This window comes from Shewanella sp. TC10 (assembly GCF_009663145.1).
In the GTDB taxonomy this organism is placed as follows: Bacteria; Pseudomonadota; Gammaproteobacteria; order Enterobacterales; family Shewanellaceae; genus Shewanella.
Genome location: NZ_VKHR01000020.1, coordinates 1 through 11,167, shown reverse-complemented (window position 1 = coordinate 11,167; position 11,167 = coordinate 1). Strand labels below are relative to the sequence as shown.

The following is an 11,167-nucleotide window of genomic DNA, read 5'->3' as shown; positions in this document are numbered from 1 at the left end:
CAACAAGTCTTCGTCCATCATCTGTGATAGTCGAATAAAAAATTAAGGTTAACGTTGTTAAATTAAGAGAAAAATGGTGGTGCGCGACTGGAGTAAAGCGATTGGTGGACACTGAAATAAGTTCGGCAGTTGTATGTGACAGTCTCGAAATGCTGACGTACAACCGCGACGCTTAATTCAGATGAGGGAAGTGAAGCATTAAACTGATGCTGATGAACACATAAAGTACAGCTAGTACTTAAGGCATCATGGTCATGGATAGCGTTATGTGCAGAAGCCGCAAACGACAGTAGTACTAGCATGGCTGAAAGCCATACCACAATACTGCGCTTTATCGGTCTAAATCTATGCACCAAACTCATCCTTGCATTTAAAAATCTGAGCTATCTTAAAAAAATTCAAAAAAAAAGCAACAAATAGAGTGTTACAAATCACTTTTTAATAAAATTCGTGACATAACATAGCAACTTAAGACGATCATCGTTATGCTGTTTTAAGATTAGCTTAAGCTGAAAAAGCTAAAATATTAGCCATATATAGCAGCTTAGCCAGCCAAGACAGAGGATTTAACTATGATGAATTTGCTCAAAGACAATATCGGTATTATTTTAACAATGGTCATCATTGGCGTTGTTGTACTTGGCGGTATTTATTACGTTGAAAGAGCTTTAGAAAACCAAGTGCAAGTTGTTGATTAATTATTTGGTTTCATCTGTTGATTTGCCGTCTTCTTCAGGCGCTTCGATAACTAACAGGTGATCCATCAAATGTGTTACCCCCGTCAGTATCAGCGACAGCATGATCACGGGGGTGATAATATTAGCCAACCCTTCAACAAAATACCCTGTCACACCAGCAATCACAGCCGTATAAAAGCCAATCACTTTTAGTAGCGTTAGCATACCATGACGTCCTAACCACGCCTGACAATGATAACATTGTATTTGCGACGAAAACCCTTTGCCGCGCGTTCCAGTAACTTTACTGACCGAAATAGGTTTGTGACAATGTGCACACTGCAAGGCAGCCATAGATAGCCTATCTAAAAATAAAAAGTGCGTAAGTTTAGCAAATTATCGTCAAACTTCATCCAATAACTTATCATTAGCGTTCTACCATTCTACAGGACGTTAATCATGCCAAGAATTCTGTTTGTTATTTGCTGTCTCATCAGCTTAATTAGCTTTTCTGGTAATAGTTTCGCAGCTGCCGTTGATCCAGCAACAAGCAAAGCAATTCAACAATTACAAAAAACCATCGATACCGATATTCTTTGGCTAAAAACCGCTAAAGGTGAACTTAAAGATGTCAGTGAGTATCGTATTCGTGTCAAAACCAATTTATTACGCGAAAAACTCGCCACGCTGGTTGAACAACCTGAACCAGATTTAGATTACTTAGTTCCGCAAGTGAATAAGCAATTAATCTTTCTGGATAAAGTCGGTCAGTACATTGATGAAAGAACCTCTGAGCTAAAAATGGAGCTTGGTGGAGATAATGATGCAGTCATTATGCAACAAATTATCAAACGCGAAGAAGATCGAGATCATTATCTTCAAGCTGAATTAGAAACAATCAACTGGGGTAAGTCTCTTAATATTAATGTAGCCAATGCTGAAGCAGCCTTAACTGCCGAAGTATTACTAAGAGCCGATTACTTTGAAAGTTTAGTCACCTATACTCAAGCACAATTACAAGAAGCGGTTGACGATGCTTCAAGTGCGGGTGCTGACATTACTGCAGATCAAAAAAGTAAAGTTTCATTACTTAAAGATCGCTTAGCAATGCATACCACAAGCTTGAATGTAGCCATCGAGATGTTGGAAACCCTCGGCCAAGATACTACCCAGATAAAGCAAACTCTGTTTAGCGTATCGGGCGATATCACTCAAGATGTGTTGAACTTTGATGTGGCTTCAAGCCTTATCGAAGAGTGGATGACCATTGCTAAAAATCAAGCACTGGAAAATGGCGCAGGAATGACTTTTAAAATTATCATTTTCTTGATCATTATTTCTCTAGCAAGCTTAGTCGCTAAAGTAATCAGAAAAGTCGTTAGAAAAGCTGTTAATTCGTCAAAGCTTAATTTTAGTAAGTTGCTACAAGATTTCTTTATCTCTATTTCAGGTAACGTCATTTATGCACTAGGGTTACTGATTGCATTATCACAACTTGGATTTGAATTAGCACCATTACTTGCTGGTTTCGGTATTGCGGGTGTGATTATTGGTTTTGCTTTGCAAGACACACTATCAAACTTTGCCTCAGGTATGATGATTTTAATTTATCGTCCATTTGATGTAGGTGACTTAATTAAAGCAGCAGGTGTTACAGGTAAAGTCAGTAACATGAGCTTAGTGTCCACAACGGTGATGACGTTCGATAATCAACGTCTGATCATTCCAAACAATAAAATTTGGGGTGATACCATTAATAACATCACAGTGGAGAAAGAGCGCCGCGTTGATATGATTTTCGGTATTGGTTATAGCGATGACATCCCTAAAGCTGAAAAAATTCTAGCAGATATTGTATCGGCTCATCCTAAGGTAAAACAATTCCCAGAACCTATGATTAAGCTGCATACTCTAGGTGAGTCATCAGTAGATTTCATTGTAAGGCCATGGGCAGACCCGCTTGATTATTGGGATGTATATTGGGACATTACTCGTGAAGTGAAAATGCAATTTGATGCGCAAGGTGTGAGCATTCCGTTCCCGCAACGAGATGTGCATATTTATCATCAAAAAGCGGAAGATTAGTCTAATCCAACAAAAAGCCCGAGTGAACCACTCGGGCTTTTTAATTAATGTCTTCTGGTTGCACACATTATTTAATCGAGATAAGTCATGTTGCCCAGTAAATGCGGGCGACGGCCTTTAATATCACGCATCTCAAAACGCTTACCATTTTCCATACTTTCAAAAGCAAAGGTCACTTCTGATGGCATAAACACTGGCAGTTTAAACTCGACATCAACTTTAAAAGGACGATCGCCAATAAACTGCATTAGTGCCGCTAACGAACGCGCTTTCGACCACATACCATGTGCTAATACACGTTCAAAACCAAAACGCTTTGATACGATAGGATGCAAATGGATCAAGTTATAATCGCCAGATGCTTTCGCGTATTTTCGGCCTAGGTCTTCAGGTAATGACCATGTTTGCACATCTTCCCAAGTCATATCTGAAGCACGTGGAGGTCTGGCTCGACGGCCTTTAGATTCAATGCGATAAAGATAAGTAGATAACGCTTCCCAAACTAACTCTTCGCCAACATAGATTTTTGATACTAATTCAAACTCAAGGCCTGCATCTGTGGTTTGGCTTGAGGTTAGTTCACACTGAACATCAAACACTTCATTAGCAAGAATAGGTCGGTGTAAACTAATACTGTTCTTTAAGTGGATCATTCCAAGTAATGGAAAAGTAATCGCTTTATCCGTAAATATTGTCGCGTGTAGTCTAAATGCGAGTACATACAGAAAGGTCGGCGGTAAAATTTTACCGTCAAATTCAAACTCACATACATCCGCATACTGGTGGATTTTTTTCTCTGTAAGCTGAATGCCTTTTGCCTGAACTTTAACGTTCGGCAAAGGTTGCTGATCCCAACCAGGCTTACGAGACAGTAATATCTTGCGATATAAAGACAACAACGATGGCATAGAAGCTAATTCTATAGAGTAGTCGTTACTCAAATGAGTTACCTTTTCCTTAATAACTGAAAAACGCAGTATTTAGCCAACCTAAACACTGCGTCATAAAATGTTTCATTGGCACTATTATACATCTAGATTGATAACATCAGTCAAAAAATGACTCATCTCGCTAAAAAATCCGAAATGGATTTCACATAATCAATACGCATTACATCGTGTTTGCCAACAATCAACCACACGTAAACCTGATTTCTGTAACAACTCAGGTAATGCTTGCTGACCTACTACATGCCCAGCTCCGACGATGACAAACAGTTGTTGATAATCTGATTGCTGCAAAATTTCAACGATACGTTTTGTCATTGTATGATTTCGCTGCCAAAGTAATTTATCTAACAGCTCCTCAGAATCTTCAGCTTGATGCTCCATAATATCGGTTATCCCTTGATGATCCCCCGTTCGCCATGCTGATACTAACTTAAGCATGTCATCATCAGTGGCATTTATGGCTTCATCCAATAATTGTTGCTGCGTCTTATCTGAAAATGAGGAAATGAGATCAAACTGAAATTGTACGCTTTCAAGCTCTAACAAGGGCTTTAAAGGGTCGCGGGCGATAAAGGTAACATCGACTCCAGCTTCAGGGGTAAAACCTAAACTGGCAAATCGGGCTACCCCTATTTGGTTTGCTTGAAGCCATGTTGCCAAAGGTTTTAAGCCATCACACATGGTTTGATTTTTACCGCAGTACTTAGGGTACAGACTATTAATATCAAGTTGGCCCCCTTTAGCAAAACCATACTGTTGCAGCAATTGTTGCACATTGGCTTTAGTCACATCAGCCTCTACCACCAATGCATCGGATTCTACAAACGCTTGTTCAATTTGCAGTGGCAGTGGATAAAAGTCGGCTTTACCTATATGGATTGAACCTAATAAATATACTTCTTTATCTTGATAGCTGGCTTTAAAAAATGGCGGCTTATCTGACTCTGCAGCCAATGCAGCACTAGAGAGCAGTAATGATAAAACCCCTAAAGCTGTGAATTTACTTAAGCAAAACTGCAGCATCATTGCGATTTTTGACGGTATTTGACTTGTTAGTCCCATGCCAGCCCCTTATAATTTAACTTAATTTTATGATGTAAATGAGGCTATCATGCCGTATACCCAAGTTATCAAGCAATTAAAAGAAAGTTTGCAAACAGGATACCGTCAAGCCATTGATGCCGACAAAAGACTCGACGAATTACGTCAAGCTGGCCATGGTAAGTTTGTTGCAATCTTTACTGAAGAACAAGGATTTACCCAAAAAAGTAACCGTTTTTTGCCTTATGTTCAGGAACTTGCAAATGAGTTAGAGGAACTACAAAGCCTTACTCATATTCCACCTGAAGCGCTTGAAGCTCATGTTCAAAAAATTGCAGCCTTATTAAAAACACTGCATTTATTCAAACAGAATACCAAGTAACGCTTGTCGAATACCTGATAAAAAAGCAGCATATAGCTGCTTTTTTATTGGCTGTTATTGCTAAGCTCAGTCAATAACTCCACCAGTTCAATAAATTCCATTTGCTCCCTAAGCATTAGTCATTTACCGAAAAATGATGCATCGATTTAGAACAAATAATTTCTTAATACTTTGGTTTTTAAATAGATTTCACTATTAACGACATATTTCTGTCATTTTTCTGCCATAGACTGAAAAATTAAATTGCTATGGAATTGATTCAATGAGCGTTATAGATCTAGAAAAAGAACTTGCCAAAATTATAAATAAGCAGTCAATCAACGCCATCTTTCAGCCAATTTTTAATATCACTAATCAGAAAGTTCATGGTTTTGAAGCATTAAGCCGTGGTCCAGAACACAGCCCTCTTTTTTCACCAGTGCCCTTATTCAAAACAGCTGAGCACTATGGCAAATTAAGCGAACTTGAAACCTTATGTCGTAGCATTTCTATCAATGCATTTAAGGCATGCCAGCTTAATGGCAAATTGTTTATTAATATTTCGCCTAAAGCATTGCTAGACCCAGAACACCCCAAAGGGCTAACACTTCAATTAATTAAACAAATGGGCTTGCGTCCTGAAGATGTGGTCATCGAACTGTCTGAACAATACCCTGCTGATGACATAGATCTATTAAAAGACTGTTTAAATCATTACCGCAACCAAGGCTTTTTAACCGCCATAGATGATTTAGGTGCAGGCTACTCTGGTTTACGATTATGGTCAGAGTTATCGCCTGACTATGTCAAAATCGACCGCCATTTTATTCACCAAATTGATAGTACTGCGGTAAAACAAGAATTTGTTCGCTCCATTGTCGAGCTATGTCAAAACCTAACTTGTAAAGTCATTGCTGAAGGCATTGAAACACCTGAAGAGTTGACCATGCTCAAGCAATTAGGCGTGACTTATTGCCAAGGTTATTTACTGGGTCGCCCACATATAAAGCCTAATACTCACATGGATTCGAATCTAGTTTCCATGCCGCTTCCTGCGCAAAACCGTTATTGCGAAACAGCTGAAAGCTTATGTGCCCCGGCCAATATCGCCACACCCGATACGAAACTTAAGCAACTAAGCGAACAATTTATCACTCAGCCAGCTTTACAAGCGATTGTTATCGCAGAAAATGGTCAAGCCCAAGGAATAGTGAGTCGTAATCATATTCTAGAATTATTTAGTACGCCTTATGGCCGAGCATTACACGAAAATCATCCAGCGAGTGCTGTGATGGATAAGCAGGTGCTAAAAATAGATGCCAGCGAACCATTATCCAGCGTCAGTCAATTACTCACATCAGAGCATGCCACCACCGTCGCTCAACAATTTATTATTTTACGCCATGAAAAACTCATCGGTATTGGACACACCAAGGACTTATTACAACGTATTACTGAACATAGAATTAAAGTAGCAAGACACGCTAACCCTTTAAGTAATTTACCGGGTAATGTCCCAATTCAAGAGGAGCTAAAGCGTTTACGGTCGCAGAACAAAGCCTTCTTTCTCGCTTATTTCGACTTATGCCACTTTAAGCCTTATAACGACATTTATGGTTTTTCACGCGGGGATGAAGTGATTATGGAAGTAGCAAACCTCCTCGCTCATCATCAGCATGACCGAAGTTTTGTAGGTCATATTGGTGGAGATGATTTCGTGATGATAAGCACCTGTGCTGACGCCATAAGCCACAGCCAAAAAATCATTGAGCAATTTGAGGCCAGTAAGCAAACATTTTATTCTCCCGAACATTGGCAATCACAAACCATGCACGCTAAAGATCGTCAAGACAAAATGGTTGACCACCCATTAATCTCTTTATGCGTAGGGGTTTTACCCCCAGAGGTCACCGCAAGTACCACAGATCATGAATTATCAATGCTAAGTGCTGATGCTAAAAAACAGGCAAAATTTGCCAAAAATGGTTTTTATTCGTTGAATAAAAACCAACAAAAAACGGCTTAATCAATAAGCCGTTTCGGTTTTTAATTTCGAGTTTAGCTGAATTTTAATCAGTGATTATAACTTTGGCTCAACTGTTTTCTTTAACCAATCTTTTAGCATGTCAGACTCGTACTGAAATGGCTTTTGATTTCGTTTTGAGCTAGTGCCATACATAAAATTCATATCAACCAGCTTTTCATCACCGGCCATAATCACCTTGTCACCTTCAGTAATACTGTAAGTAAAGGTCATTCTTGGTGGGTACAAATCCTTAACGATACGAAGTTCATTTGCCGTCGTTGCGCCAAATGTTGGGCGTAAATCACCGGCTAAATCAACATCAGAAACCTGCATTTCAAGCTTCTGGTTTGGCTTGAGGATCTTGCTAGCTTCTTTATTTACGTTTTCGGTTATAGTGTCAAAGAAACGCTGTTGAAAGCGCGATTTAACTTCTGTAGCTGTTTTTAAATCGCGATATTTGTTTGGCTCTTGCCATTCGACTTTAACAACTCCCTCTTCAGTCACTGGATTTGGGACCACTTCTTCATCTGCAATAGCGACATTACACATTAATGCGCCTGCAATAAGTAGATGTTTAACCTTCATATGTCGTCTCCTGGCTGTTTAAATATCTCAAACCTAATTGATGCCATTAGTATAAAAACCTAACCTGTATATCAGCTTAACGTAATGTGATTAATTTTGCTGTAGGAAATAAGCGAGTTTACAAATAAGCTAAACACTTTAATGTTCAAAAAGACATCAACCTCTGTTCAGTTTCTATTCAGCAAGCTTTCGCTAATATACATCCCAAGCAAACGCACAGACTCATTTAACAACTAAATGATTGCGTCACTGACATTATCGCTCAAGGAAATAGCGCAAAATTAACCTACGTGTATGACTGGAGTTATAATATGAACAAGAACACAACCAAAGCGGCTTTATCTATGACTAGCATGACTAAAAAACTGTCTTTAGCTGCAACTTTCCTAGTCGCCATCGCTATGTCTTCTTCAAGTTTTGCTCATCAATTTGATGTGGATGCTCAAGGTGAACAGGCAATTAAAGAGCACCAACAATTATTGAGCCAATACATGGCTTCAGCAGAACAAGAATATGTATCAGAGCTCAATCAAGATTTTAATAAACAGCTAGAAACTGCTGAAAATAAGTTCTTAGATGAGAAATGTGAACAACGCGGCATGGATTTTGACACTCAGTCTGAAGTTTGTGACGGCTAAGCAGCAAGGTTAAACCCCATTAATACAAAAATGCAGCCACTGATTAAGCAGTGGCTGCATTTTTATGTGCGGTATTATATTCCATTGACATAATCAGCTCTCATCAGCGCGCAGATATGACAACTAGAATGGGAAACGTTCACTTAATTTAGGGTAGTTCTTTCTTAAATCTTTCTTCTTCGTACTAAACTTTTTCCCTTGCGGAGAATGTTGTCCTGAAGGGACAAATGGCAGCTCATCGCCAGTTCTATCCTCATATAATTGACCCGCAACTAAATCATAATCTTCTATGAACGGATAAGCTGAACCATCTTTAGTAGGCCACAAGGCAATATCCCCTAAACAATCTGGCTCCGAGATCACCTTGTTATACCACTGCTCACCCAGCGATAATAAAAAGCCTCTGAACTCAGCAAAAGCATAATCAGAGTCGCAACCCGTGATAATGTAGGCCGCGCCCCAAATAGACCAAGTGTAACTTCGACGCATTTGTTGACCAAACATTTTGTCAAAGGCTGCTAGGGAGTCATCATCAAGCTGAGTCAGTTTATCTTTTAAAGCATCATGGCATTGCTGTTCGGTTTGCTGCGGTTCAGTTCGGGTCACAAGTGACCAAAATTCAGCATCTGTCATTTCATTTTCCTAAATTCTTTTGCAAACAACTCACAAAATTGATTCTACTCGCGTTATTCTACACCACATAAAATCTAAAACCTTATTACCAGTACCTTATCACCATGAATAAACTCAGCACTGAAAACATTAAACCACCGCGTAGACTCATCATTCTGATGACCTTTTATGTGTTTCTGTCCATTTTAGCGCTACTGCGTTCTTATTCGATTCAAGGCATAGATCTGTTTACCATCGGGGTCATTCCGGTGTTATTCGGCTTAGTAAAACGAACTCAATGGGCAGGTATGGTGTTTAAGATATACTTAGGGATTCAAACCCTTGCAGCCCTAGCCTTAACAACAACGGCAGTTATCGCTTATCAAATTACCCCTGAAGATGTGAAAGTTGAATTCAATGGCATTAACCTGCCAATTCCAGCAATTGCACTGACTATCACTATGGTACTTGGTTTTCAGTATTGGGTCGCATTTAGCCAAAAAACCAAAGCCTATTTGCAACAAGGTTGTTAACAAATAAAGGCTTATGAGTGTATTCATAGTCATGCTTAGGTTAAAATGAGCTCAGTAAGACTCAATTCAAATAATAAGAAGAAGTAGCATGAGCCATTTATCACCCAGTGAATTATCTATTTTACTGCTGGAACCCTCTGACGTTCAAAGAAAAATCATTATTGCTAAATTGCACCAAGAAGGTGTTGACAGTATTCAAACAGCCTCGAGTATTACGGAAGCGAAAGAAATCATTGCTCGCCATACACCCGATCTCATTGTAAGTGCATTACACTTTGAAGATGGCGAAGCCATTGAGCTTCTGAGCTTTATAAAACAGCAACCCGCTTATAAAGATATTCAATTTATGCTCGTGTCTAGCGAATGTCGCCGTGAACAACTTGAAATATTTAGGCAATCAGGTGTGGTTGCCATTCTACCAAAACCCTTTGATGCCGATCATCTTGCGACTGCACTCAATTCGACCATCGACTTAATCAGTAATGATGAATTGGATTTAAGCCACTTTGATGTGCAAGACATACGTACTTTAGTCGTTGACGATAGTAGGATGGCACGTAACGTCATTAAGCGCACCATCAGTAATCTAGGCATTAGAATTATTGTTGAAGCTGAAGATGGCGCAGAGGCAATTGAATTAATGCAGCAGCAAATGTTTGATTTGGTCATTACTGATTACAATATGCCTAGTGTAGATGGATTAGCCCTGACTCAGTATATTCGCAACCAAAGCCAACAATCACATATTCCTATTCTCATGGTCTCATCTGAAGCCAACGACACTCATTTGAGCAATGTTTCAAGCGCAGGTGTGAATGCATTATGTGATAAGCCATTTGAACCAAAACTCGTTAAGCAATTGCTGTATCAGTTACTAGAAGAGTAAATAACCATGGCTGCAGAGCCGACAAAGCAAGATAATCACTAGTCGTTTTCTCTTGTGAAGTAGCACAATTGGGTAATTTACGCCTTAAATGTCGCCTAAATGCCTTATAGCTACACATTTATCGGATAAAAGGCTTTTAAACCCCCATGGCTTATGGCATGTTAATCTAGTTTTAAATAAACACATCTATGGAAAGCAGAGAATATCAACATGAACAAAAGTGAATTAATTGCAAAAATTGCAGAAAATGCTGAGTTAACTAAAGCTGAAGCTGGTCGCGCACTAAAGTCTTTTGAAGAAACTGTTACTGAAGCCATGAAAAATGGTGACAAGATTTCTATCGTAGGTTTTGGTTCTTTTGAAACCTCAGTTCGTGCAGCACGTACTGGTCGTAACCCACAAACCGGTAAAGAAATTCAAATCGCAGAAGCGACAGTACCAAAATTCAAAGCTGGTAAAACACTAAAAGATAGCGTTAATTAATTTAACAGCTTGAATTATAAAACCTCCTACTCGGAGGTTTTTTTATGCCTAAAACCTCTGTTACCTCCTAAAAAACGCCGTTTAAACGCACAAAACAAGTGCACCACCGCATCATATTAATGCAACATTCTTGCTACAAGTCGGTGCAAAAACATACAAAGCACTGATATAGCTCAATTTATAAACATGGCACACCATTAGCAACACCTCATACAGATAAAATCAACATTGAACTTAGCTGCCCGATTATCAAGCAACAAGCTCAATGAATAAGAAAAACTAGAGRGATC

At 39.1% G+C, this 11,167-nt stretch carries 14 protein-coding genes; 8 read left to right on the top strand and 6 right to left on the bottom strand.

Annotated elements, in window-relative coordinates; all coding sequences use genetic code 11:
* Positions 1 to 62 precede the first annotated feature (62 nt).
* Positions 63 to 353, bottom strand: a complete 291-nt coding sequence (locus FNZ24_RS08955) for an ABC-type zinc uptake system zinc chaperone (RefSeq protein WP_228768427.1) — start codon at positions 351 to 353, stop codon at positions 63 to 65.
* Between the two features lie 219 nt (positions 354 to 572).
* Between FNZ24_RS08955 and FNZ24_RS21830 the strand changes: the two genes are divergently transcribed.
* A complete protein-coding gene (locus FNZ24_RS21830; protein WP_267463727.1) occupies positions 573 to 698 on the top strand; it encodes a hypothetical protein in 126 nt (41 codons plus the stop codon).
* Here FNZ24_RS21830 and FNZ24_RS08950 read toward each other — a convergent pair whose 3' ends face one another.
* Positions 699 to 1,031 (bottom strand): hypothetical protein, encoded by a 333-nt coding sequence (locus tag FNZ24_RS08950; RefSeq protein WP_153914140.1) that lies wholly within the window; start codon positions 1,029 to 1,031, stop codon positions 699 to 701.
* 105 nt (positions 1,032 to 1,136) lie between these two features.
* Here FNZ24_RS08950 and FNZ24_RS08945 point away from each other — a divergent pair, with 105 nt between their 5' ends.
* Complete coding sequence (locus FNZ24_RS08945; RefSeq protein WP_153914139.1) at positions 1,137 to 2,762, top strand: mechanosensitive ion channel family protein; 1,626 nt, start codon at positions 1,137 to 1,139, stop codon at positions 2,760 to 2,762.
* A 71-nt stretch (positions 2,763 to 2,833) separates the two neighbouring features.
* Here FNZ24_RS08945 and FNZ24_RS08940 read toward each other — a convergent pair whose 3' ends face one another.
* Together FNZ24_RS08940 and FNZ24_RS08935 are read right to left on the bottom strand one after the other, a co-directional pair.
* The gene (locus FNZ24_RS08940; RefSeq protein WP_228768426.1) at positions 2,834 to 3,703 is read right to left on the bottom strand and encodes a MaoC/PaaZ C-terminal domain-containing protein; all 870 of its coding nucleotides are present in this window, start codon (positions 3,701 to 3,703) and stop codon (positions 2,834 to 2,836) included.
* 159 nt (positions 3,704 to 3,862) lie between these two features.
* The gene (locus FNZ24_RS08935; RefSeq protein WP_153914138.1) at positions 3,863 to 4,774 is read right to left on the bottom strand and encodes a TraB/GumN family protein; all 912 of its coding nucleotides are present in this window, start codon (positions 4,772 to 4,774) and stop codon (positions 3,863 to 3,865) included.
* Between the two features lie 49 nt (positions 4,775 to 4,823).
* Between FNZ24_RS08935 and FNZ24_RS08930 the strand changes: the two genes are divergently transcribed.
* On the top strand, positions 4,824 to 5,135 hold the full coding sequence (locus FNZ24_RS08930) for a prephenate dehydrogenase (protein WP_153914137.1): 312 nt from the start codon (positions 4,824 to 4,826) through the stop codon (positions 5,133 to 5,135).
* A gap of 262 nt (positions 5,136 to 5,397) precedes the next feature.
* A complete protein-coding gene (locus FNZ24_RS08925; RefSeq protein WP_153914136.1) occupies positions 5,398 to 7,140 on the top strand; it encodes a GGDEF domain-containing protein in 1,743 nt (580 codons plus the stop codon).
* Positions 7,141 to 7,194: 54 nt separating this feature from the next.
* Here the strand turns inward: FNZ24_RS08925 and FNZ24_RS08920 are convergent, their stop codons facing one another.
* On the bottom strand, positions 7,195 to 7,725 hold the full coding sequence (locus tag FNZ24_RS08920) for a DUF3016 domain-containing protein (RefSeq protein ID WP_153914135.1): 531 nt from the start codon (positions 7,723 to 7,725) through the stop codon (positions 7,195 to 7,197).
* A 311-nt stretch (positions 7,726 to 8,036) separates the two neighbouring features.
* On the opposite strand from FNZ24_RS08920, the gene FNZ24_RS08915 reads away from it, so the two are divergent.
* Entirely contained in the window at positions 8,037 to 8,363 is a 327-nt protein-coding gene (locus FNZ24_RS08915; RefSeq protein ID WP_153914134.1) for a hypothetical protein, read from the top strand.
* 123 nt (positions 8,364 to 8,486) lie between these two features.
* On the opposite strand, the gene FNZ24_RS08910 is transcribed toward FNZ24_RS08915, so the two are convergent.
* A complete protein-coding gene (locus FNZ24_RS08910) occupies positions 8,487 to 8,996 on the bottom strand; it encodes a DUF4240 domain-containing protein (RefSeq protein WP_153914133.1) in 510 nt (169 codons plus the stop codon).
* A gap of 104 nt (positions 8,997 to 9,100) precedes the next feature.
* Here FNZ24_RS08910 and FNZ24_RS08905 point away from each other — a divergent pair, with 104 nt between their 5' ends.
* From FNZ24_RS08905 to FNZ24_RS08895, 3 genes are all read left to right on the top strand, one after another.
* The gene (locus tag FNZ24_RS08905) at positions 9,101 to 9,508 is read left to right on the top strand and encodes a hypothetical protein (protein WP_153914132.1); all 408 of its coding nucleotides are present in this window, start codon (positions 9,101 to 9,103) and stop codon (positions 9,506 to 9,508) included.
* A gap of 88 nt (positions 9,509 to 9,596) precedes the next feature.
* Positions 9,597 to 10,394, top strand: coding sequence for a response regulator (locus FNZ24_RS08900; RefSeq protein ID WP_153914131.1), 798 nt, complete (start codon positions 9,597 to 9,599; stop codon positions 10,392 to 10,394).
* 210 nt (positions 10,395 to 10,604) lie between these two features.
* Complete coding sequence (locus FNZ24_RS08895; RefSeq protein ID WP_144212622.1) at positions 10,605 to 10,877, top strand: HU family DNA-binding protein; 273 nt, start codon at positions 10,605 to 10,607, stop codon at positions 10,875 to 10,877.
* Positions 10,878 to 11,167: the final 290 nt, after the last annotated feature.

What these genes read in the sequence shown, in the direction of transcription:
- FNZ24_RS08895 (WP_144212622.1), top strand. Translation starts at nt 10,605, where the DNA reads ATGAACAAAAGTGAATTAATTGCAAAAATTGCAGAAAATGCTGAGTTA.
- FNZ24_RS08910 (WP_153914133.1), bottom strand. Translation starts at nt 8,996, where the DNA reads ATGACAGATGCTGAATTTTGGTCACTTGTGACCCGAACTGAACCGCAG.
- FNZ24_RS08900 (WP_153914131.1), top strand. Translation starts at nt 9,597, where the DNA reads ATGAGCCATTTATCACCCAGTGAATTATCTATTTTACTGCTGGAACCC.
- FNZ24_RS08945 (WP_153914139.1), top strand. Translation starts at nt 1,137, where the DNA reads ATGCCAAGAATTCTGTTTGTTATTTGCTGTCTCATCAGCTTAATTAGC.
- FNZ24_RS08925 (WP_153914136.1), top strand. Translation starts at nt 5,398, where the DNA reads ATGAGCGTTATAGATCTAGAAAAAGAACTTGCCAAAATTATAAATAAG.
- FNZ24_RS08950 (WP_153914140.1), bottom strand. Translation starts at nt 1,031, where the DNA reads ATGGCTGCCTTGCAGTGTGCACATTGTCACAAACCTATTTCGGTCAGT.
- FNZ24_RS08905 (WP_153914132.1), top strand. Translation starts at nt 9,101, where the DNA reads ATGAATAAACTCAGCACTGAAAACATTAAACCACCGCGTAGACTCATC.
- FNZ24_RS08930 (WP_153914137.1), top strand. Translation starts at nt 4,824, where the DNA reads ATGCCGTATACCCAAGTTATCAAGCAATTAAAAGAAAGTTTGCAAACA.
- FNZ24_RS21830 (WP_267463727.1), top strand. Translation starts at nt 573, where the DNA reads ATGATGAATTTGCTCAAAGACAATATCGGTATTATTTTAACAATGGTC.
- FNZ24_RS08920 (WP_153914135.1), bottom strand. Translation starts at nt 7,725, where the DNA reads ATGAAGGTTAAACATCTACTTATTGCAGGCGCATTAATGTGTAATGTC.
- FNZ24_RS08935 (WP_153914138.1), bottom strand. Translation starts at nt 4,774, where the DNA reads ATGGGACTAACAAGTCAAATACCGTCAAAAATCGCAATGATGCTGCAG.
- FNZ24_RS08915 (WP_153914134.1), top strand. Translation starts at nt 8,037, where the DNA reads ATGAACAAGAACACAACCAAAGCGGCTTTATCTATGACTAGCATGACT.